Below are 20,852 nucleotides of genomic sequence, written 5' to 3'. Positions count from 1 at the left end.
CGGACGTTTGTCCGGTCTCATGCTTTTACAATTTCGATATGGCAAACAAAGTGCACCCGAGACTCGCTTCTCTGTCTTTAGACAGAAGCGAGAATTCAGAACCTCTGTCCGAGCAGCTTTACAAAGCGATATGCTCGCTCATTGAGTCCGGCAATCTGCTTGCAAATGATCCGCTGCCCTCCAGCAGGCAGCTTAGCGATCTGCTCGACGTATCCCGAAGCACGGTTTCGCATGTATACAAGCAGCTTACTGAAGAAGGTTTGATCAATTCGCGCAAAGGAAGCGGCACTTTTGTTTCCGAAACAGCAGACGCGCTCACCGAACTCTCTACTGACAGCGCAAATGCACACTCCCCTCTTCGTTTGGCCGAACTTCCAGCTTCTGCCAGAGTCGCTTCCGACGCAAGAAGTTTCAGCGTTCAGAAAAATCTGCCTTTTGCAGTTATCGCACCCGACCACGAAAGTCTGCCCGGGAAAAATTGGACCACTATTGTCAGCCGCATATCCAGAAGTCCCTGGCTGCACAACGGCTATTGTGAACCGGGCGGTTTCATGCCTTATAAGGAAGCCGTCGCAGACTATCTCCGCAGATTTCGCGGCATCTCCTGCAGCGCGGATCAGGTCATTGCGACAACCGGCATTCAGCAGGCGCTCGATTTATGCGCCTCTGTCCTCTTCAAAGCTTCGGACTTAGTGGCAGTCGAAGATCCTTACTTCCAGCCGCATGTGAACCTGCTTGAATTCTGCGGTTTGAAGCCCGTACCGATTCCCGTCACTCAGGACGGCATAGACACTGACTGCTTGGAAAAACACAGCGACATCAGAGGCGTACTTGTGACGCCGTGCCACCAATACCCGCTCGGTTATGTCTTCTCCTCCCAAACAAGGGAAAAGCTCCTGGACTGGGCCGCCAAAAACTCGGCTTGGATAATAGAAGACGATTACGACAGCGAACTGCGTTACGGCAAGAAACCACACCCGGCGCTCGCGTCTTTGGACCAAAATGAATGCTGTATCTATTTAGGCAGTTTCACAAAAGTCATTTATCCGGGCTTCAACATGGGTTATATGGTCGTGCCAAAGCCGCTGATCCGAGTATTTGAAGGCGCGAAATTTTTGACAGACCGACACTCGAGCGAAGTTCATCAATGTATCTTGGCAGAATTCATTGAAAGAGGCTTCTACGATTCGCACGTCAGACGCCTTAAAACTATGTATGAAAAGCGCAGACAGGCTCTGGTCCGATCGATCGGCCGACTCCTTGGCCGCTATGGCAGTATTGAAGGGGAAAATGAAGGTACGCATGTGACATTCCTTTTTAACCACCCCGTCAACGACATTGAAATCTGCAGATTTCTTGACGAAAAATATCGAATCGAAGCTCGTCCTCTTTCTGAGTGCTATCGACTGGCAAATTCTCGAAGCGGTCTTATCCTTGGCTATGCGCACTTCACGGAAGATGAGCTTCGGGAAGCGGTTTCAAGACTGCGGGACGGCTTGGAAGTGTTTTTTAATCGGTAAGAGAGGGAAAGATAATGCGAAAGGAATTAGTGAGAACCAAACAGACTCTGTCAGAAGAGAAAACTCAGGAAATACTCAGGGACGGCGTGTACGGAGTGCTTGCGCTGAACGGAGACGACGGATACCTTTACAGTGTGCCTTTGTCCTACGTCCTTTATGACGGGGGCATTTATTTCCACGGATCGCCGCGCGGCTACAAGCATGACTGCTTTGCCAAAACAAAGAAAACGAGTTTTTCGATTGTGGGACAAAGTGAAGTGGTTCCAAAGCTTCGCGCGAATAATTACAAGAGCGTGACGGTATGGGGAACACTCGAACCGGTCACGGACCTAAATGAAAAACTGGAAGCCCTGCGCGCAATGGCGGACAAATACAGCAAAGGAGTCGAAGACAATGAGGAAGAGATTCAGCATTCACTTCAATATGTCTTTATGATGAAACTTGTGCCCGAATGCATCACCGGAAAAGAGGCTGACGAAGAGGTTCGCAGAACCGGCAAACTCGGCTAAGTACACAAGCGCTGCTTCGTAAATATCAAAGGCTCCGAAGCTTATTATCGCTGCGGAGCCTTCGCATTCCGCCGCCAGAACCCGTGGATGCGGCGGATTTGCGGAAAAATCAGATGTCTCGACTGTTAAGGTTTAGTCAACAACGTCCAGTGTATAAACATCGACCGTGTCAGGCTGAGCCATATCGGGTCTGACTTCACCCTGAATCTTTACCGGAGTGTTGGCGTTGACAACCTGACCGACAAAAACTTCATTGGGAATGTTGACGACGACTTCACCGGTCTTATCCTGGAAGACATATGTTTCACCGGCGATTCCTCTGACCAAGTTCCCGTCAAGTTCGACTAACTGGAACGGTGCTGCGTCTTCTTTGATTTCGCTGACCGTATGATCGACAGGGCCGCTTCCGTTGAACCAGCCGTTGTACTCATCATTTTCCATATTGTTAGCCTGTGCAGCTCCGCAGCTCAATGCGAAAGCGCCGGCGAGAACGCATAGTAATTTGTTCATCTTCATAACTGTCTCCTTTATCAAGACAATTTGAATTCTAATGGTTAATACCTATTTAAATTTGCAACATTTAACCTAATTTGGTTATTGTTGCAAATCATACAAACAGTTACATGAGCCGTCACAAAGGATGTGACACATGAAAAAGAACCACTAGTCGCCAGCTAAATCATTCCTATTGCTGCTGCGCCAAACAAAGTAAAACAGGACCGATGACGCAAATCCCAGGAGCAAAGAAGGAAGCGCGCATTCGGACGCGATACCGCTCACGTCGATCGCGACTCCGCCTAAATAAGCTCCGATCGCGTTGGCGCCGTTGTAAGCGATCTGTCCCAAAGCGGCAATAATGACCTTGGCGTCGCCCGCCCCTTTAATCACCAGCGCCTGCATGGGACCTGCGATAAAGAAATACCCGAAAGCCGCAAGAGACATCATAAATATCGAAGTGATTTCATCGCGGGAAAGGAAATAAGCGCCGAGCGCTGCGAAGGCAATCAAAAGCTGACCAGAGAAGACGAGCGTCTCATCGTTAAAATGCTTTGTGAGCGGCGCCGATACGACATTGCCCACAAACATTGACAGGCCTGCCAGCGCAATCACCGGAGTCATCATCGAAGCAGGCAGTCCTGAGACTTTACTCATAATCGGATCGACATAAGAGTAATAAGCATAGAAGCCGCCGCTTCCGATCGCGATACCGGCAAGAATGATCCACGGATGCGGATGACGAAGCGGCTGAATCAATTCCTTTAACGGTTTTTTCTGTACCGGAAGGCTTGGCAGCCAGTAAAACAGCGCCGCAATTAAGAGAAGCGACAGCGCGGCAATCGTCATAAAAATAATCCGCCAGCTGAAGGCATATCCGATCCACGAGCCAAGCGGCACGCCGACGAGATTTGCGCTCGTCTGACCCAGCACCATCAGCGTAATATCACGCGCCGATTCGCCTTCTGCTGCGAGCCGCTGGGCGGCCACCGCGCCAAGCGCAAAGAAAATTCCGTGAGGAGAGCCGGAAATAAACCGTGCGGCAAGCATCATATAGTCGTTCTGAGCCAAGGCCGCCGACGCGTTGCCAACCAAAATTAAAACGGCCGCCGCAAGCAGCGTGTACTTTAGATTTACGCTGCGGGCAAAAACAAGCAGCCCGATAATGCCAGCGCAGACGCCTGCGGCATAAGCAGAAATATACAGACCCGCCTGAGGAATGGAGACATGCAGAGAATGAGCGACATCCGTCAGGACAGGAACAATGCCAAGTTCAGCCACACCTAGGCAGAATGTGCCGATGCACAGAGCTGCAATATGTTTATTAAGTTTCATAGAGGCTAAATCCTTTGTCAGTAACGATACTTTAAATATCGTTCGGGCTGCCTCTATAAAAATTCAGCCCAAATTCGGAAAGAATTCGGGCCTAAACCAAAAGGATAAAACCGAAGTTAAACTGCCGCCATCAGCTCAACTTCCAAGCGATAGCCAAAGTGAAGTTCCTTTACCGGAACGACAACTCGGGCGGGTTTGTGCGCACCAAATCTTTCCGCGTAGAGCGCATTAATTTCCGGCCAGTCCTTCAGATCAGCAATGTAAATTCTGCAGTTAACCACTTGATTGAGATCACTGCCGCATTCGCTGAGGATTTTCTCAATCACATCAAACACAGCCTTGAACTGAGCCTTCACACTGTCTTCCGGTTTTACACCCATAGGCAGAATTCCGGAAAGATAAGCCGCACCGTTAAAAACGACGGCATGAGAATAGTGCCCGTTGGGGGCGGGAAGATCTGAAACAATTATTTCTTTCATAAAGAGAGCTCCTTAGGCTGCCAACCGTAAATACGGTTCCAAATAGCGTCAATTTTGCCGTCTTTGACAACGAAGTACTGAGGATGCTGAGCGGCCATCGCGCATGCATGATTCGGCAGAATACGAAGGCGAGTACCGACCGGGAAATCTTTCGGATCAATCAGAGAACCGTCGCGGCGAACAATGATGCCGTGTTCCTGATTGGCGGATCCGACAATCAGATCGTCATAGATCTTTCCGCTGATATCGCAGACAACGCCGTAGCCCTGGTCAACCGCCTGAGCGGAAGTCCCTCTGTCGCGCGACATGGACATCCATCCGCCGTCTGTGATAACCCAGCCTTTCTCTTTCTGATGTCCGATCACTTCAACCAGCAGAGAAAGCGCGATCTGCTCCTTCGTGCAGACGCCTAGTCCGGCCATAACCAAATCAAAAAGACAGTAAACGCCGCATCTCACCTCGGTGACGCCTTCCCAAGATTTAGCAAACACTGCGGTCGGCGTAGAACCGGCTGAAATGATGCGGCATTCAAAGTCTGCTTTTTTCAGTCGATCGGCGCAGCGCACCAGGGAGTCTCTTTCATTTTCCTGAGCTTTCTGACAGGCTTGCTCGCCGACACACTTATAGGAGTCTCCCGCATGCGTCAAAATACCGGCGAAATAAGCTTCGCCTTTGATCGCACGGGCAATTTCAATAAGATCATCCGAGTCGGGCTTAACACCGGAGCGATGGCCGTCGCAGTCGATTTCAATCAGCACCGGGCACGGAACTTTCTTCTGATCGCAGTATTGACTGAACATAACGGCCGTCTCGACATTATCGAGAATAACCTTTACATCGCAGCCCGCACTTCTGAGCGCAAGCACGCGATCAAATTTCCCAAGGCTGATGCCGACCGCGTAAATGAGATCATTAACGCCGTGCGCGAAAAAATACTCTGCTTCAGCAAGCGTGGAAACAGTGGCCGGACCTGAGGCAGAGGTCATCTGGGCCTTTGCGAAGTTGATGCTTTTACCTGTTTTTAAATGCGGCCGAAGCTGCACGCCAAGGCGGCTGCATTTGTCTTTCATAAATTCGCAGTTTGCCGTGAATTTATTCAAATCCAACAAAAGGGCCGGGGTCTGAATGGTATTGAGGTCCATAGATTTTTATCCTTTCGCACTTAGAAAAAAGGCCGGAAACTCCAGCCTCTCAGATAGTCCGTACAGCTATTGTACGGCTGTCTCTAGTCAATAGCGACTATTTGAACTTGTAGCCCTCTCGGATCAGCAGCTGCTGCCAGGGATAGGACTGAAGCTCATCCTGAATAAACTTGCCCGGGGTGCATTTAAACACCTGCTTGAACTGAATAATGAAGTACGTCAGGTTGTCGTAGCCGAGTTTGTAGCAGGCCTGTGTCGCGGGCAGCCCGTCCTCAATCATGAGACGGCGTGCTTCCGTGACTCGGCACCACTTTCTGAACTGTCCCGGCGGAACGCCCATCACTTCCTTGAAATAGTGGTGGTAGAGCGACGGTTTCAGATCAATCTGCTCAGAGATAACGCTTGGTTCCTGTTTATCGGCAATGTGATCCACAATGAGATCGGCCGCGATGCGAACCTTAGACTCCACTCTGTCAGGACGGAAGAGCTGCGAGAAAGAGGAACCCGCAGGCGTCATGAAGATGCGAAGGTAGAGGAAGCGCTTCATAAACTGACCCGCAATGCGTTCTTCAAGATCGGATTCGGCGAGCGCCGCAAGATCCTGGAATACCGTCAGCACATTGGCATCGGCCTTTGTGACAGTAAAGGCTTTCGTCGGCTGGTTCGTAATGAACTGGAAGTATTTCTCGTCCAAATATTCCAGCACATTTTCAATATCACTGACATCGATGTCGACCTCGATCGCAAGGAAAGGTTCCTTGCCCTCGGTGACATGTTCGTAGGAAAGCGGAATAGAAGTACCGGCAAGGAACAGATCGCCGGGCCCGTAAACTTTCTCTTCACCGCAGAAGAGAAGTTTCAGACCTCCGGAGACGATCAGAAAAACGGCGGCTTTTGTAATAAGAGAACCAAATTTTCTGGTTCCGTACTCATCACCTTCTTCCCAACGTATAAAGTGAACCCCTTCGAGTTCTTTTGCACATTTGCTGTCGATGTCGGTAATGGCCAATAGCTGTTTCTTAATATCGGACAAAACGCAATCTGGCTTCCTGGATAGCTTCATGGCTTTACCTCTGATGATTTTAATTGTTTTAAGTATAGTCTGTTTACATGCGGAAAGATACTAATTAATGACAAAAGACAGTATAACTTCTTAAAAAAACTGTATTTTTTTACCTTCAAACAATTCGATCCCGGTTTATTTATAAAAAACAATTACCCAATTTTTGAAAACTTATTAATACCAAATTTTTAATACAAATAAGCTAACAAATTGCTATTTGTTCGTAGAATCGGTGATTTTTATTAAGTTTCTCCAAAAAAGATAACTCTCTCTTTACTAATTCTGCTTGTCCATAATGAATATAGGGGTGTTTATCTAAAAGTGATCTGACGGTCCCGTCAGCAATTTAGGCGATGATGGCGTTTAGCCGTCTTTGATTTTTTCTTTAAAGCAGGGAAAATCATCAGCCCAAAGAAGAGCTGATCGCCTTTGTATTACTGTTTCTTTGAGCGGCGGTCTTGCCGGGCTTCTTAGGGTCATTAACTTTAACCCGTCTAGCCGGTCAATTAAGTTTTACATCGACTGTTTGTTCAGCCGATTGTACAAGTGAGCTCTTGCTCTCAGTCCTTATGCGCAAGACTTTCGTCCTCAGGATTGGGCTTCAGCGGCTCTTCCACTTGTTCAATCTGCAGTACAAATCAAATGAGTTTCAATTTAATTCTGACTGTTTTTTTGAACAGATTTCAATGGCAAACCAACTAAAAAATTTGAAAAGTGCAATTTTCGGCTTGTTTTTTTATTGAAAAGTGTAGTTTTATTGCTTATTTTTATTTGAACCCTGCCCTCAATAGGGAACCCTTGTTGACATGTTGTTTAGGAAACTAGAGAAAAAAGTTGCCGACTCTTTGAAAAACAGCGACAAAATATTGATACTCACTGGTACCAGGCAAATAGGAAAATCATTTCTTATACGACACGTAGGGAAAAAGTTTTTTAAAAATTTTATCGAGATTAATTTAGTCGAAGACTCAGCAGGTAACAGGCTCTTTGGCAAAGTTAAAACAACTCAGGACTTCTATCTCACCTTAGCTTCTCTTGCCGGGACATCATTTGGCACGCGCGATGACACTCTAATTTTTTAGATGAAATTCAGCAATATCCGGAACTTTTAACTCTTTTAAAATTCCTCAGAAAGGAAGGTCGCTTCCGCTATGTTGCAAGCGGGTCACTTCTTGGAATCACTCTGAAGAAATCAACGTCAATACCTTTAAGCTCCATTGAAATCGTCAGGATGTATCAGCTTGATTTTGAAGAGTTTTTAATTGCCAATAGTATAGACAGCACCGTTATTGAATACCGACGGGAATGCCTAATTACGGAACGGAGTCCGATATCTTCAATTCATGAGCGTCTCTTGGATCTATTCAAAAAATACTTGCTGGTCGGAGGAATGCCTGACGCAGTTCATGAATTCCTAGAATCACAGAACATTGTGAAAATCAGAGATATTCAAAATGCAATTCATGAGCTGTATGAATTGGATGCAGGGAAATACGACGAGGAACACCGCCTAAAAATTAAACGCATTTATGAAATGATCCCGTCAAACATGGAAAACAAAAAGAAACGACTCTTTTTTAATGCTATTGAAGGGAAAAAGGCAAGAGCTTCAAATTTCTTATAAGAAATAGATTATTTGACGAACTCCGGAATATCTTTGGAAGTCCAGTCAAATACAGATCCTACATTCCCACTTATACAATCGAGCCGAAAAAATCTCTTGAAGCTTTACTTAAATGATGTGGGAATCTTAACTTCTGTTTTATACAAAAATAACATCAATGCAATCTTAGGTGATGAAAACAGTATCAGCCTCGGCTCTGTTTACGAATCTACGGTTGCCATGCAGCTTGCCTCCCTTGGTCACAGCCTGTTTTATTATGACAATCGACACAAAGGAGAAGTAGACTTCCTGATTGATGATTACAACAATCTGACCGTTGTCCCCATCGAAGTAAAATCCGGCAAAGACTATACGATCCACAGTGCTTTAAACTCATTGCTTGACAATGCCCACAGCCGAATCAGAATGGGAATTGTTCTGTCTAACTCAGGCGAGATTAAGCGGGACGGGAAGATCCTGTACTTACCGGTGTATATGGCAATGCTGCTGAAGTTGTCTGGAGAAGAACCTAAGAAAATCACATTGTAAGAATCCCGCGTGCGATCCTCTTAATTCAGATTTTGGATCATCGCTGTTCAGCAATTTTTAACAATATGACATCGGGTTCAGTGTAAAAACAAAATCATGTCCCTCTGTCTCTACGGAAAAATATTCAAAGCAGAGCTGGAGAGGAGTAAAAGCTACTCAGTTGATCGGAAAACTGCCCGAGTTGTTTTCTGTTTTTGCGGTTTTGGTCAAGAAAAAAGGCCGGCGAGCTGATTAAAACTCGTCGACCCTATTTAGACAGCGGTCAAATTAGAAGCGATAGGTCACAGAGGCGCCTGCCATCCATGCGTTCATCTTTTCGAATTTGCCGATCTTCTGTCCGGAGTGATTGTAGAGATCGCGATCGCCGATACCGCGGATGTGGCCGTAAGCGGCATCAATCTGCCAGTTAGCAGTCGGTTTCCAAGAGAAGCCGCATGTCAGCCAGAGACGGCTGGTATCCGGAATCAGAGCTGTACGAAGTTCCTGATGTTTAATCGGGTTGGTTTCATAAGCGATACCGCCGCGAATCGTCCACTGCTCATTGATGTCGTAGTCAGCGCCCAAAGAGAAGAGCCAAACGGACTTCCAATTGTTTTCAAGAGGCATGTTGCTCAGTCTGCCCATGATCGCAGCGCCGGCAACGGGATTAGAACCTGCCGCAAACTGCCCCAGAGGGGTAAAGGAAAGATTGTCCGGATCATCCATGGTGAAATCCATGGTATCGAAATTCTTCCAGTTGGCCCAGCGCGCTAAGGCGGAAAGACGGAGGCTTTGAACTGGTTTCCAAGTACCGGTGATGTACACGGTTTCCGGAGTTTCCAGTTTGCCCTTGCCGCTTCCGGTACCGTTGGCTAAACCATTTCCGCGGATTGTGTAATCGCCGCGTGCGGTCACATGAGCGGCGGAGCGATAAGAAAGACCAAAGCGCAGATCTTCCGTCGGCGAGAACATCATGCCGAGGTTATAAGTAAACATCCAGTCACTGCCTTTGTACTCAAACTCGCCGCCGAGAGGCACGGTCATTCCCCCCATAGAAAGACTTCTGGGAAGGCCGTTCTTAAGTTTTGAGTGAGTGTACAGAGCGGAAACACCGAAGCCGAAACTAAACATTTCGTTGGCTTTCCAAGCGATATTCGGGTTGATGTCGACTGTGATGATAGAACCGCTGATACCGCGTTCCCTTGCGCTCCAGTCGTTGCCGTAGCGAATCTTCATGCCGTAGGGCGAGGTAATGCCAAGACCGGCCCAAAGAGAATCATTAATCTGATAGGTAATGAAGGTGGCCGGTACCGCTGTGGGCTTATCGCGACCGTTTTCTGTTGAACCATCAAGGCCTTTGTAGTCAATATCGAGGGCAACGTATGTGCCCGCAACCTGCATCTGCAGTCCGGGAAGAAGCGTCATACCGGCGGCGTTGTAATGCACGGCGGAAAGGTCGTCTCCGACAATACCTGCACCGGCGTGAGAACGGCCCATACCGGCAACGCTCTGCTCAGTCAGCTGAAAGCCTGCAGCGTTCGCAGCGGATGAAAAACTTAATGCTGCGCAACAGGATAAAAAGACACAGCTCAGACGGGTATTCAGTTTATTTTTTACGATCATACGAAGAAAAAAATACAAAATTAAATGGGATGCAAGCATTCTGCAGAAGTATTGGTGAATAAAACGAGCGATTTTTTAGGTAGTTTCCCTAATTATTAAGCGTGCTCTAAGTTTATTCGCAACTACTGTTATCTCCTGCTCAGAAGCTTATTTTTTAATTTGAGGCATTTTTTCTCTACACGGCGGCTTTATGCGTCCCGCTCATACGAAAAAATCTGTATTTCTTTGCGCTTGTCTGCCCAAATCGAAAAAAAGCAAAAAAAATTATTTAATTTTTAAGCTACAATCCACTCGAAGACTAAGCCGCAACTCTTGAGAAAAGAGTTAATTCCACCGTTTCGGTCTCATTCGTCTTTTCATATTCCTTACCCGACCGAAACCCTTCAGGCGCTTCTTGCGAACTTTGAGGTTCTTTTATGGAATTTTGCGGTTACTTTCTATTCGTTATTTATGGAAACTAAGAGAACACGTCGCACATTCGACCCGGCATTTAAAGTTGAAGCGGCCAAAAGAGTCGTTATCGGTCATGAAAAACCGGCTGTCGTCGCTGCCGAACTTGGCGTAAACGTCGTAAGCCTATATCAGTGGGTCAAAGAATTAGAGAAACATAAAGCGGCCATGCAGAATAAAGAAGGCCAAGCCGCTGAGAACTCGGTCCGGCCCGCTGAGAGTGTTAATCCCGTCGCTGCGTCGGAAAAACCCGCAGAGCCCCCTGCACAGACTATCAGTGAAGCCCCGACAGACGCACCTCAGGTCAATACTGCTCCGACTCAGGTCAATACCGCTCCGATGCAGGAAAGACCAAGACTGCGCCTTCCGAGAAGAAGACACGAATCAGTCGAAACAGAAGCTCCAGCCGTACAGATTGAAACCAAGCCCGCTCCTGACACACAAATTCCTACTGCTTCGCTGACAGAACCCGAAACAGTGCAGACACAGAATGCCGAACCAGCAGTTCCTGAGGAATACAACCCGCACGAATCTCGCCAGACCAACAAATTTAACCGCGGCAACCGCAAAGATCGCCAAAGAGACCGCCGCAAAGACAACGCTCAATACGCGTCTCAGCGTCAGCAGCAAATGAATTTCGAAGCGGAAGACGAGTCTGGCCAAACCGCAGCACCAGTTCAGGAAGAAATCGACAGCCGCTGGCCTCAGCCGAGCGCCGCACAGGGCAGACACTGGAAAGTGATGCACGCGCTTGATCAGCGTCCGAACTACAGAGCTGAAAGCGAAGCATACGGATACTGCGATGAATTCGATCTGCCCGCGCAGAATCTTCCCGAAGTCTGGTCAATCCTTGACCAAATGCAGAAAATCGCCGATCGAAGAGCTTTTGACAACATGGTTCACAGCAAGGAACTCAACGTTCCGCCCGAGGTTCTCGCCGATCCTCGAATCATGACGGTCCAGGGCCCGAATATCCCGAATAAGCCTTGGCTCAGAAAACCGCGCCTTAACCCGATCGCCGAAGAATTCTTCCAAACAACACCGGATTACCTGAAGTCCGTTTACGAAACTTACGGCGGCCTGGTCATCCGACTCGGCAAATACAGCAGCGGCACTCCGATTCTCCTGATTGAAAAAGCCCCTGAAGGCGGCCGCAATATCACGATCAACTTCACGAAATTCGATCGCTTTGTGGATGACTTCTACGGAAACTTTGTGAGCGACTGCAAGAAGATCATGATGAAGCTCAATCCGAAAGAGTACCCGAGCCTGAACGCGTTTATCCGTATCCCGGATGAACCGATGTGGAACCCGAAACTTTGGGCCGGCATCCGTACCTTCAATTGGAGAGACGATGAAACGCTTCCCGAAGCTTGGATCCGTTACGCGTCTTCACTCAAGCGTTCTCAGAAAAAGCGCTACGTACCTGAATACTAATTCAGAGCATTAATAGGCAAAACCTTCCGAAAACGGAAGGTTTTGCTTTATTTAGAGGGCGCTGTCTTATTCAGAGGTGTTTTCTTCTCTGAAATAACGCCCGCTTTTTCCCGCCACATCGCAAGCCAACCTTTTAAAGGCATCGAGTCTTCGATATCAACGGTTAATTTATAAGTGCCGTCGGGCAGTTCCTCAATGAGCTGATCTCTTTTAAACGGAGTCTCGCGAAGATTAACGGCTGTCTGTTTGTTGGTAAAAATCAGTTCCAGCCGAACCATCTCGGAACGCCCGTAATTGAAAGGCCCGGCGTCCACATAACGGCGTAAATCAAACCCCTTGGGCTCTTCAGCCGCAAAATCCGTGAGTTTTGCGCTTCGAATACGATGAAGCGCAAAATTTCTAATCTGAGTCGTGTCGTCATAGCAGCATACTAAATAGAGACGTACGTCCTGCTGCACAAGACCAAGCGGCGAGATTCGGCGCTCGAACTCTTCGCCTTCACTCGTGCTGTAAAGCACATCAAGTTTTTTCTGCTTAAACAAAGCCTCAGATACCGTATTAAAAATCTTCGGACGGATCAGAGGCGGAAGCTGCGGCAGCGTCCCGCTCACAAAACAGACTTTGCTGAGCCACTGTTTCTCCGGAGCGGATTTACTGTTTTCCGTCATAAAGCGCTCTGCGGCGTCAAACAGATAGGACATGGAATTTGTCAGATCGGGCGGCATTTGATAGCGCAAATGCTCACGCGCTAAAAGCAGAAGAAGAGATCCGTCAGCACCGATACCGACACGGTCCAGATCATTCGTACTGAGGGTTCGACGATAGCCGAACGGAATCGACTTTTTATCGCACTCAACGCCCATATCCCCTTCAGTGAGCGCCTTTAAGTAACGCTGCAGCGACCTGCGGTGCATCTTAAAGCCGGCCGCGGTCAGCTGCTCATAAATCTCGGAAGTCGTAATTTTGCGATTCAGAGGAATTCGCTTTAAAACGTTAAGAAGAAGCTTCGCTTCATTCAAAGAAGTCGATTCACGCACAGCGTCGGATCCTAAAAATTGCACGAAAGAAGAGCTGCATTTTAAAAAATCTCTCTTCCGAAAACCGAAAGAGAGATTTGCGTCAGACAAAGATGGGATTACTTCTTCATCAGGTTCAGTTTGCGGACAATCTCTTCCTGACTGTCATACGCCTTCTCTCCCTTCTTCGGGTTGAGCTTGGTGTAGGAACCGTCGGAATGCATTACCCACGCGTGAATATTGTCTTTGAGCTGCGGCTCAATAATCTGGTTCATGATGTTCTTGCGCAGACGCTCTTCAAGAATCGGTGTCAGAACCTCGATTCTGCCGTTGAGGTTGCGGGTCATCAGGTCAGCACTGCCGAAGTACATTTCCTCTTCGCCGTTATTGTGGAAGTAGTACACGCGGGCATGCTCAAGCAGCCGTCCGACAATCGAACGAACGGTAATCGTCTCGGATACGCCGGGGACTCCGGGACGAAGACTGCAGATGCCGCGGACGATACACTCAACTTTCACGCCTGCCCTGCTTGCTTCATACAGGACCTTCACCATTTCAAAGTCAACCAGCTGGTTGCACTTAATGATGATGTGACCGTTGCCGTGCTTCTTGTGCTGCTCAATCTCACGCTGAATCAGCGCGGTGATCTGCGGACGAAGCGTGTGCGGAGAAACTAAAAGTTCACGATACTTCTTCACAAGGCCGTATCCGGTCATGACGTTGAACAAATCCTGAACGTCATCATTAATGGCCTTATTCGACGTAAAGAGTCCAAGGTCGGTGTAGATCTTCGCGGATGCGGCGTTGTAGTTGCCGGAGCCGATGTGGGTGTAGCGCGCCAGTTTGTCTTTTTCGCGGCGCACCACAAAACAGAGCTTCGCGTGAATCTTCAGGCCGGCAAAACCGTAAACCACGTTCACGCCGTTGCGTTCCATCTCTTCGGCCCAGTTGATGTTCTGCTCTTCGTCAAAACGGGCTTTGAGCTCAACCACCGCAGTCACCTGTTTGCCGCGGCGGCGCGCTTCGAGCAGATACTTGGCGACTGGAGAATCGCTTCCTGCGCGATACAGCGTCTGCTTAATCGCGACAACGTTCGGATCACGAGCAGCCTGCTTCAAAAATTCAAGCACGCAGTTGAAAGAGTCATACGGATGGTAGACCATGATGTCGTGCTTGCGGATCTCGTCAAAGCAGCAGTGGTCCGAGTCAAACGCCTTGAGCATCTTCGGATGGTCGGCAGGATATTTGAGTGAGGGACGATCCTCTTTCATCAGACGGCCGAATTCAGAGAACGCGAGCGGAATTCTGCAGCGATAAACCTGGCTCGGAAGCATGTCCAGATGAGAGTAAAGGAAGTCCTGCAAACGCTGCGGCATGCCGCGCTCAATCTCAAGACGAACCACAGAGCCGAAACGGCGCTGTTCAACATAGTCACGAACCGCTGACAGCAGATCGTCGGCTTCATCTTCTTCGATCTCGCCGTCCGTGTTGCGGGTGATTCGGAAAAGGCCCCGGCTGGTGACCTTGTATCCCGGGAAAAGCGTGTCCAGACAGTTCCCGATTAAATCTTCAGAAAGAACAATCACGCCGTCGGAGGTCGCGTACGACAGATCCGGCGTCACAGAGTTGTCTTTATTGGAAACAAAAAGGAAGCGCGGCACGTTGTTCGGGCACTTCAGACGCGCAAAACGTGTTTTCACCGGAGCGTTCGGAGTCGTCGCCTGAAGTTCCATCACAAAGTTCAGACTGGTGTTGGAAATCATCGGGAAAGGACGGCCCTTGTCGACCGCCTGAGGCGTCAGCACCGGAAGAATATCTTCGTTGAAGAAAAGATTCAGCGTTTCTTTCTGCGCCGCAGGAAGCGTCGAATACTTAACAATGCGAATATTGTTCTTATCAAGAGCGGGCTTCAGGGTATTGATCCAGAGATTTTCCGCAACCTCAACAATTTCCGAAACTTTTCTGCGGATTTCAGACATCTGCTTGGCGGGCGCCATCTTATCCGGACCTGTCGGCTCTGCACCCATGCGTGCCTGTCTCTGCACGTTCATCACGCGAACCATGAAGAATTCGTCGAGATTGTTGAAGAAAATCGAAAGGAAAAGAACTCTGTTGAGCAGAGGAATGGACGGGTCCATCGCGGTCTCAAGCACCTTGCGGTCGAACTCAATCCAGCTGATATCTCGGTTAATGTAGAGAGAGGGATCATCAAGCGAGATGGGGGCGGACGCAGCTGCCGGCTCTGCCGCTGCGGATACAGCCACCGGACGACGGGTGCGCCGCGCGGGAGCGGCCTTCTTCACTGTCGAGGCGGGGGTTTTCTCTGTTTTCTGCTCAGTCGCTTCAGACTGATTTGTCTTTTCCATTGCCATAATTTTTTTAAACTTCTGTTACGAAAAAAGTCAATAATTTCAAATGACTAATCTATTAATTTTCCCATTAAGGGGTGGGTTTTGTCAATATCTGAAAGAGACAAAACCACACTCGTATTCACTTAGATATTCCCGTATTTGAGTGGCGTTTTGTCCATAACCAGTAAATAAACAGACCAACCGAGGCGCAGCCTGCGCCTAAAAGCGTGTCCCAGATACGCCAGATCAGAATGGAATGGTCTCCGCCGTAGGCGTACATCAGCCAATCAAGGACGAAGAGGATGTACATCGTGATGAAAAACTGCATCAGCGCGTAATTGCGTCCGACAAAGTAAGGTATGCCCAGAGAGGCCAGCACCACAACCGTTCCGAGGACATAAAGATTTGGAATATGAGGCATCAGAAGCACTACGGCGAAGTAGCCGGCAACGGTACCCAGAATACGAAGAAGAATGCGGATGAAGCCGGAACGAACGTCCGAATTCAGAATATAAATAATCGTGATGCCGACCCAGCCGGGTTCTGACATATCAATAAACGTGGACAGCCAGAGGCCTGTCACCATGGTCAGCGCGGAAATCAGTCCGTAGGCGGTCGTATTGCGCGTTCCGCCTTCGACCATCCTGAGCTGATCAAATAAGCGGGGACCAAGCTTTTCGATGCGCCAGACATAATGGTCCGCAACGACCACCAGAGCCGCCAGCGAAAAACCCATCGCGTATCCGATGAATGCCGCCAGGTTCGGCGAGAAATCAAAAACGGAGATCAAAAGAAAGACCAGGACATACTTGCCCCAAAGCCACCAGAACTTCTCCGCAAAAGTCATGAGGCTCTGCCCGAAGCACGCTGCGGCAAGAATCAGCCACTCCCCGAAAGCCAAGTGGTTCAAAGCGAGACCGACGCCGGCTGCGGCCAGCACTCCGAGAAAAGTCAGCAAAAGACCGCCCAGTCGGCTCTTTAAGGTAGACTCCGTATCACTCAGAAGCGCCATAAAGCCGCCCAGAGCCGCGAAACCGCCGATCTGCTGATCTCCGATCAAAGCGGAGATGCCCAGCGCAAGCGATATCGTTATAAAAAAGCGCAGAGAGGCCGTAAGCCTCGATTTCCTTTCGAGCTTCGGATCCTGCGCGGTCACTGCCATTTTGCAGCCGCCTTAAAATCAGCCTCCGGTAACCGGCGGGAAAAAGGCGACTTCGTCTCCGTCTTTAATCTTCGTCGATTCCTTGGCCATTTCCTGGTTCACGGCAAAGCGAAGTCTCGGCATTTCTTCAAATGCGGCTTTCAGCGCTTTGTCGTTTTCCGACAGGTAATTAATCAAATCCTCGACTGTCGTGACATCTTCCGGCAGTTCAAGACTGTCTTCGCCCTTCAGAACCTTATCTTTCAGGGAAGCAAAATACAAAACTTTCACGCTCATTTATTTCTCCTTTGCGCAGCAAGGGCAATCTTCACTTCGGCTGTACTTCATATGCCACCAGCTCCAGCTGCGGGCGTCCACCATTAATAGCTCACCCGTCAGCGGCTTGCCGAAACCTCCGATAATTTTAAGAGCCTCTGAGGCCTGCATACATCCGAGCGTACCCACTAAAGGCGCAAATACGCCCTTAGTCGAAGCCTTCTCGTCGGCCCCGTCATGATTTGGGAAAAGACAGGCATAACAGGCGGAGTCCGGGTCCCGATAGTCAAAAACCGTAATCTGTCCGTCAAACGCGACCGCGCCGGCCGTAACAAGCGGCTTTTTATGTCTGCGGCACAGTTCACTGATCGGGTAGCGGGAAGCGGTGTTGTCGGTGCAGTCCAGCACTACGTCATGATCTGCAATCAGCTCTTCGAGCTCTTCAAGCGAAGGACGATGCGTAAAGGCTCGAATATCAATCTCGGAATTCATCGCCTCAAGCGAAGCCTTCGCGCTGGTCGCCTTATTCATACCGATGCGGCTCATGTTGTGAATCACCTGACGCTGCAGATTGGTGAGATCCACGGTATCTCCGTCGGCGATCGTGATGCGGCCTACGCCGGAAGAGGCCAAATACAGAGACGCAGGGGAACCCAAGCCGCCCGCACCGATGATCAGCACCTTGGAAGCGCTGATTTTTTCCTGAGTATGCGCGTCAAATTCCTTTAAAAGCACATGACGCGAATAACGATTTTCTTTTTCCATTAAGGTCCTTAATAAGAGTTGACAAGGCAGCCGCCAAGAAGCGCCGCGCGTTCAAATCATAATCAACTAAAAACGAGATTTAGCGCTGTGAAGTTTTTCCTGCAATAACGAACCGTCTGAATCCTCGTAAACGGGTCGCTGACCTAATATTAACCCTAACAACAGAGAAACTCGTTCCTTGAAAAGACATCCCAAGCGTCCTACTATGGCATGATTACAGTAATGTGCGCCTTTCAGGGCCACTCAACCTTATTGGAGATCAAGAAATGCCTTTCAAAAAGCTGCTGTGGGCGGTCTGTGCTGCCGCAGCCCTTACTGCTTCAGCCGGCGTCAGCGCTGAAGAATATGTTGTCGGTACCGGTGCTACCTATCGTCCGTTCGAATACGAAACTCCTCAGAAAGAGCTCGTCGGCTTTGACGTAGATCTGATGCGCGCCATCGCTAAAGCCGAAGGCTTTGATGTCAAATTTATCAACACTCCTTGGGAAGGCATTTTCGCTACCGTCGATAAAGGCGACAGAGACATCATCATGTCGGGTATCACAATTACCGACAAGCGCAGAGAAGCTGTCGATTTCTCCAAACCCTACTTCCTTGCCCATCAGCTCATCCTGACAGACAAGAACACCAAGATTGAAAAGCTTGCCGATCTTAAGAAAGGCAATGTCGCGGTTGTCAGCGGTTCCGCCGGTGACGTAGCCGCTTCTGAAGCTTTCGGCAAAGCCTCTACCCGCATCCGCCGCTTCGACAACACTCCGCTCGCTCTTGAAGAACTGAACCAGGGCGGTGTTGTTGCCGCGATCGGTGACGTCGGCGTTCTCGCTTTCTACGCTCGCAACAATCCGGACAAACACTTCAACATGACCCGCGATCCGAACTTCAAAGAACAGTATTTCGGAATCGCCGTCAAGAAAGGCAACAAAGCACTGGCCGAAAAAATCAACGCCGGTTTGGATAAAGTCGTAAAGAGCGGCGAATACAACAAGATTTATCAGAAGTGGTTCGGCACCGACGCCCCGAAACTTCCCGACTAATCTTTTCTTCCCGATAGAACCCGATCTTTTACAGGTCGGGCTCTTTTTAACCTAACTCGAAGGAGTAATCGTGGGCGGTTTTCGCTATGAGGTAATTACAGAGTATTGGCCCTTGTTTATGGAAGGCGCCAAGATGACGATTCAGATCACGATCATCTGCGTGGTCTTGGGCGTTATCCTGGGTATGGCATTAGGTATGGCGCGTCTTGCGGACGCTCGTCACGCACCGTGGCGGCAGATTTTGAAATATTGCGTACGCTGGCCTGTGACGGTATACGTGAGTTTCTTCCGCGGAACTCCGCTCTTTGTGCAGATCCTGCTGATGCAGTTCGCGATCCTGCCCTTCTTTATCCATCCGACCGAGGGACTGCTGATCAGCGGCGACTTAGCCAGAGAAATCCGCTCAACATACGGCGCTATGCTCGCCGGTATCATCGCGATCACTCTGAACGCCGGCGCCTACCTCTCCGAAGTCTTCCGTGCCGGTATCCAGTCTCTGGACAAAGGCCAAATGGAAGCGGCCCGCTCTGTCGGCATGACCTACTGGCAGGCAATGTTCCACATTATCCTTCCGCAGGCTTTCCGCCGCATGCTTCCGCCTTTGGGCAACAACGCGATCGCCATCCTGAAAGACTCCTCGCTGGTGTCCGCAATCGGTCTTGCCGAACTTGCCTACGCTGCGCGAACAGTCGCCGGCGCATCGGCTCGTTACTGGGAGCCGTACATCACCATCTCTCTCATGTACTGGGTCATGACACTTGCCTTGGCTTATCTCGTTAAGAAGATGGAAGAACACTTGGGTAAAGGAGATGACAACCGATGAGCGAACAGAAGCCTATCATTCGTATCTGCGATCTGCATAAGTACTTCGGCGACAACCAAGTGCTTCGCGGAATCGATCTGGACATTATGCCCGGCGAAAAGGTCGTAATCCTCGGACCGTCCGGCTCCGGAAAATCGACCATGCTTCGCTGCATCAACGCGCTTGAAGAAGCAACGAGCGGACACATTTATGTCAACGACGTCGATATCACATCGCCGTCGACCGACATCAACAAGGTACGCGAACACCTCGGCATGGTATTCCAGAGATTTAATCTCTGGCCGCACAAAACGGTCCTCGAAAACGTCGCGCTGGCTCCGAAGCTCGTCTCTAAAGTCGACAAGGCTTCCGCTGAGAAAAAAGCGCTGGAAATGCTCAAGCGCGTGGGCTTGGCCGATAAAGCAAACGCTTATCCCGCAAGTCTTTCCGGCGGTCAGCAGCAGCGCGTCGCGATTGCCCGCGGCTTGGCGATGGAGCCCAGAGCGATGCTCTTTGATGAGCCGACCTCTGCGCTTGACCCGGAACTCGTCGGCGAAGTGCTGAAAGTCATGACCGATTTGGCCAAGTCCGGTATGACGATGGTCGTCGTCACGCACGAAATCAATTTCGCGCGCGAAGTGGCCGACCGAGTCATCTTTATGGACGGCGGCGTGATCGTCGAACAGGGCAACCCGGAAGATGTTCTGATGCACCCGAAAGAGGAACGTACCAAGACATTCCTGAAGCGCGTGCTTCCTAAAGCCGAATAATTAGGTCTAAGATTTGAAAAGGAGCTGCGGCTCCTTTTCTTTTGTGCCGAGCCAATCATGGACTTCTCTCATTTCTTTTCTTCTATTCCGGTCATCTATAGGACCGCAGCACTTTTGGTTCTCTCCAACCTCTTCATGAGTTTCGCATGGTATGCGCATCTCAAAAATCTCAGCAGCGCGCCGATTTGGATCGCGATTCTCTCAAGCTGGGGCGTGGCGCTCTTCGAATACTCGATTATGGTGCCCGCCAACCGACTCGGGTTCACGGACCTCTCACTCGGTCAGCTCAAAATCCTGCAGGAAGTTGTCTCGCTGTCGGTCTTCATTCCTTTTGCCGTCTTTTACATGAAGGAGCCGCTGAAACTGGATTACCTTTGGGCCGGACTCTGCATACTCGGCGCAGCCTACTTCATGTTCCGCGATAAGCTTTAACGCAAAAAAGCCTCGATCCGTTTTGGAAAGAGGCTCTTTAATAATTTTATGAAACCGTTCGATTAGAACACTTCAATATTG

Annotated in this window: 21 protein-coding genes; 10 read left to right on the top strand and 11 right to left on the bottom strand. The window is 49.3% G+C overall.

The window, feature by feature from the left end:
- The first annotated feature begins 38 nt into the window (after positions 1 to 38).
- The gene (gene pdxR, locus NFR90_RS09925; protein ID WP_251452684.1) at positions 39 to 1,520 is read left to right on the top strand and encodes a MocR-like pyridoxine biosynthesis transcription factor PdxR; all 1,482 of its coding nucleotides are present in this window, start codon (positions 39 to 41) and stop codon (positions 1,518 to 1,520) included.
- A gap of 14 nt (positions 1,521 to 1,534) precedes the next feature.
- Positions 1,535 to 2,029: a pyridoxamine 5'-phosphate oxidase family protein gene (locus NFR90_RS09920; protein WP_251452681.1), complete on the top strand. Its 495-nt coding sequence runs from the start codon at positions 1,535 to 1,537 to the stop codon at positions 2,027 to 2,029.
- 132 nt (positions 2,030 to 2,161) lie between these two features.
- Here NFR90_RS09920 and NFR90_RS09915 read toward each other — a convergent pair whose 3' ends face one another.
- The 5 genes from NFR90_RS09915 to NFR90_RS09895 all read right to left on the bottom strand — a co-directional run bounded on the left by NFR90_RS09915 (position 2,162) and on the right by NFR90_RS09895 (position 6,513).
- Positions 2,162 to 2,545 (bottom strand): YgiW/YdeI family stress tolerance OB fold protein, encoded by a 384-nt coding sequence (locus NFR90_RS09915; protein ID WP_251452678.1) that lies wholly within the window; start codon positions 2,543 to 2,545, stop codon positions 2,162 to 2,164.
- A 147-nt stretch (positions 2,546 to 2,692) separates the two neighbouring features.
- Entirely contained in the window at positions 2,693 to 3,859 is a 1,167-nt protein-coding gene (locus NFR90_RS09910; protein WP_251452676.1) for an MFS transporter, read from the bottom strand.
- A gap of 116 nt (positions 3,860 to 3,975) precedes the next feature.
- Positions 3,976 to 4,338 (bottom strand): RidA family protein, encoded by a 363-nt coding sequence (locus tag NFR90_RS09905; protein ID WP_160335653.1) that lies wholly within the window; start codon positions 4,336 to 4,338, stop codon positions 3,976 to 3,978.
- Positions 4,335 to 5,480, bottom strand: a complete 1,146-nt coding sequence (locus NFR90_RS09900; protein WP_251452673.1) for an alanine racemase — start codon at positions 5,478 to 5,480, stop codon at positions 4,335 to 4,337. Before NFR90_RS09900 ends, NFR90_RS09905 begins: the two co-directional genes overlap by 4 nt.
- A gap of 97 nt (positions 5,481 to 5,577) precedes the next feature.
- The gene (locus tag NFR90_RS09895) at positions 5,578 to 6,513 is read right to left on the bottom strand and encodes a helix-turn-helix domain-containing protein (RefSeq protein WP_160335655.1); all 936 of its coding nucleotides are present in this window, start codon (positions 6,511 to 6,513) and stop codon (positions 5,578 to 5,580) included.
- Between the two features lie 836 nt (positions 6,514 to 7,349).
- On the opposite strand from NFR90_RS09895, the gene NFR90_RS11710 reads away from it, so the two are divergent.
- The 3 genes from NFR90_RS11710 to NFR90_RS09885 all read left to right on the top strand — a co-directional run bounded on the left by NFR90_RS11710 (position 7,350) and on the right by NFR90_RS09885 (position 8,695).
- The gene (locus NFR90_RS11710) at positions 7,350 to 7,625 is read left to right on the top strand and encodes an AAA family ATPase (protein ID WP_353848288.1); all 276 of its coding nucleotides are present in this window, start codon (positions 7,350 to 7,352) and stop codon (positions 7,623 to 7,625) included.
- A 5-nt stretch (positions 7,626 to 7,630) separates the two neighbouring features.
- On the top strand, positions 7,631 to 8,167 hold the full coding sequence (locus tag NFR90_RS09890; protein WP_277612815.1) for a DUF8612 domain-containing protein: 537 nt from the start codon (positions 7,631 to 7,633) through the stop codon (positions 8,165 to 8,167).
- A gap of 96 nt (positions 8,168 to 8,263) precedes the next feature.
- Positions 8,264 to 8,695, top strand: coding sequence for a DUF4143 domain-containing protein (locus NFR90_RS09885; protein WP_251452667.1), 432 nt, complete (start codon positions 8,264 to 8,266; stop codon positions 8,693 to 8,695).
- A 267-nt stretch (positions 8,696 to 8,962) separates the two neighbouring features.
- Here NFR90_RS09885 and NFR90_RS09880 read toward each other — a convergent pair whose 3' ends face one another.
- Positions 8,963 to 10,336, bottom strand: coding sequence for an OmpP1/FadL family transporter (locus NFR90_RS09880; protein WP_251452664.1), 1,374 nt, complete (start codon positions 10,334 to 10,336; stop codon positions 8,963 to 8,965).
- A 411-nt stretch (positions 10,337 to 10,747) separates the two neighbouring features.
- Here NFR90_RS09880 and NFR90_RS09875 point away from each other — a divergent pair, with 411 nt between their 5' ends.
- Entirely contained in the window at positions 10,748 to 12,184 is a 1,437-nt protein-coding gene (locus NFR90_RS09875) for a transposase (RefSeq protein WP_251452661.1), read from the top strand.
- Positions 12,185 to 12,231: 47 nt separating this feature from the next.
- Here NFR90_RS09875 and NFR90_RS09870 read toward each other — a convergent pair whose 3' ends face one another.
- From NFR90_RS09870 to NFR90_RS09850, 5 genes are all read right to left on the bottom strand, one after another.
- A complete protein-coding gene (locus NFR90_RS09870; RefSeq protein WP_251452659.1) occupies positions 12,232 to 13,221 on the bottom strand; it encodes a helix-turn-helix transcriptional regulator in 990 nt (329 codons plus the stop codon).
- 98 nt (positions 13,222 to 13,319) lie between these two features.
- Positions 13,320 to 15,572, bottom strand: coding sequence for a polyphosphate kinase 1 (gene ppk1, locus NFR90_RS09865; RefSeq protein WP_251452657.1), 2,253 nt, complete (start codon positions 15,570 to 15,572; stop codon positions 13,320 to 13,322).
- A 118-nt stretch (positions 15,573 to 15,690) separates the two neighbouring features.
- The gene (locus tag NFR90_RS09860; RefSeq protein WP_251452655.1) at positions 15,691 to 16,713 is read right to left on the bottom strand and encodes an FUSC family protein; all 1,023 of its coding nucleotides are present in this window, start codon (positions 16,711 to 16,713) and stop codon (positions 15,691 to 15,693) included.
- An 18-nt stretch (positions 16,714 to 16,731) separates the two neighbouring features.
- Positions 16,732 to 16,989, bottom strand: coding sequence for a molybdopterin converting factor subunit 1 (gene moaD / locus NFR90_RS09855; protein WP_251452653.1), 258 nt, complete (start codon positions 16,987 to 16,989; stop codon positions 16,732 to 16,734).
- Positions 16,990 to 17,733: a HesA/MoeB/ThiF family protein gene (locus tag NFR90_RS09850; RefSeq protein ID WP_251452651.1), complete on the bottom strand. Its 744-nt coding sequence runs from the start codon at positions 17,731 to 17,733 to the stop codon at positions 16,990 to 16,992.
- A gap of 266 nt (positions 17,734 to 17,999) precedes the next feature.
- Between NFR90_RS09850 and NFR90_RS09845 the strand changes: the two genes are divergently transcribed.
- From NFR90_RS09845 to NFR90_RS09830, 4 genes are all read left to right on the top strand, one after another.
- Entirely contained in the window at positions 18,000 to 18,767 is a 768-nt protein-coding gene (locus NFR90_RS09845; protein WP_251452650.1) for a basic amino acid ABC transporter substrate-binding protein, read from the top strand.
- 118 nt (positions 18,768 to 18,885) lie between these two features.
- On the top strand, positions 18,886 to 19,590 hold the full coding sequence (locus NFR90_RS09840; protein WP_202074596.1) for an amino acid ABC transporter permease: 705 nt from the start codon (positions 18,886 to 18,888) through the stop codon (positions 19,588 to 19,590).
- Positions 19,587 to 20,339: an amino acid ABC transporter ATP-binding protein gene (locus NFR90_RS09835; RefSeq protein ID WP_160335664.1), complete on the top strand. Its 753-nt coding sequence runs from the start codon at positions 19,587 to 19,589 to the stop codon at positions 20,337 to 20,339. The genes NFR90_RS09840 and NFR90_RS09835 overlap by 4 nt, the downstream gene beginning before the upstream one ends.
- Before the next feature lie 57 nt (positions 20,340 to 20,396).
- Positions 20,397 to 20,771 (top strand): DMT family protein, encoded by a 375-nt coding sequence (locus tag NFR90_RS09830; protein ID WP_251452647.1) that lies wholly within the window; start codon positions 20,397 to 20,399, stop codon positions 20,769 to 20,771.
- The last annotated feature ends 81 nt before the right edge of the window (positions 20,772 to 20,852 follow it).

The organism is Parasutterella muris (genome assembly GCF_943193095.1).
GTDB classification, from domain to species: Bacteria; Pseudomonadota; Gammaproteobacteria; order Burkholderiales; family Burkholderiaceae_F; genus Parasutterella; species Parasutterella muris.
The sequence above is the reverse complement of the archived record's forward strand: the minus strand, read 5'-3'. Positions and strand labels throughout refer to the sequence as shown.

Bases quoted from the DNA above. Each gene is read 5' to 3' on its own strand.
- pdxR (WP_251452684.1), top strand. From the start codon at position 39: ATGGCAAACAAAGTGCACCCGAGACTCGCTTCTCTGTCTTTAGACAGA.
- NFR90_RS09920 (WP_251452681.1), top strand. From the start codon at position 1,535: ATGCGAAAGGAATTAGTGAGAACCAAACAGACTCTGTCAGAAGAGAAA.
- NFR90_RS09915 (WP_251452678.1), bottom strand. From the start codon at position 2,545: ATGAAGATGAACAAATTACTATGCGTTCTCGCCGGCGCTTTCGCATTG.
- NFR90_RS09910 (WP_251452676.1), bottom strand. From the start codon at position 3,859: ATGAAACTTAATAAACATATTGCAGCTCTGTGCATCGGCACATTCTGC.
- NFR90_RS09905 (WP_160335653.1), bottom strand. From the start codon at position 4,338: ATGAAAGAAATAATTGTTTCAGATCTTCCCGCCCCCAACGGGCACTAT.
- NFR90_RS09900 (WP_251452673.1), bottom strand. From the start codon at position 5,480: ATGGACCTCAATACCATTCAGACCCCGGCCCTTTTGTTGGATTTGAAT.
- NFR90_RS11710 (WP_353848288.1), top strand. From the start codon at position 7,350: ATGTTGTTTAGGAAACTAGAGAAAAAAGTTGCCGACTCTTTGAAAAAC.
- NFR90_RS09880 (WP_251452664.1), bottom strand. From the start codon at position 10,336: ATGCTTGCATCCCATTTAATTTTGTATTTTTTTCTTCGTATGATCGTA.
- NFR90_RS09875 (WP_251452661.1), top strand. From the start codon at position 10,748: ATGGAAACTAAGAGAACACGTCGCACATTCGACCCGGCATTTAAAGTT.
- ppk1 (WP_251452657.1), bottom strand. From the start codon at position 15,572: ATGGCAATGGAAAAGACAAATCAGTCTGAAGCGACTGAGCAGAAAACA.
- NFR90_RS09860 (WP_251452655.1), bottom strand. From the start codon at position 16,713: ATGGCAGTGACCGCGCAGGATCCGAAGCTCGAAAGGAAATCGAGGCTT.
- moaD (WP_251452653.1), bottom strand. From the start codon at position 16,989: ATGAGCGTGAAAGTTTTGTATTTTGCTTCCCTGAAAGATAAGGTTCTG.
- NFR90_RS09850 (WP_251452651.1), bottom strand. From the start codon at position 17,733: ATGGAAAAAGAAAATCGTTATTCGCGTCATGTGCTTTTAAAGGAATTT.
- NFR90_RS09845 (WP_251452650.1), top strand. From the start codon at position 18,000: ATGCCTTTCAAAAAGCTGCTGTGGGCGGTCTGTGCTGCCGCAGCCCTT.
- NFR90_RS09840 (WP_202074596.1), top strand. From the start codon at position 18,886: ATGGAAGGCGCCAAGATGACGATTCAGATCACGATCATCTGCGTGGTC.
- NFR90_RS09835 (WP_160335664.1), top strand. From the start codon at position 19,587: ATGAGCGAACAGAAGCCTATCATTCGTATCTGCGATCTGCATAAGTAC.
- NFR90_RS09830 (WP_251452647.1), top strand. From the start codon at position 20,397: ATGGACTTCTCTCATTTCTTTTCTTCTATTCCGGTCATCTATAGGACC.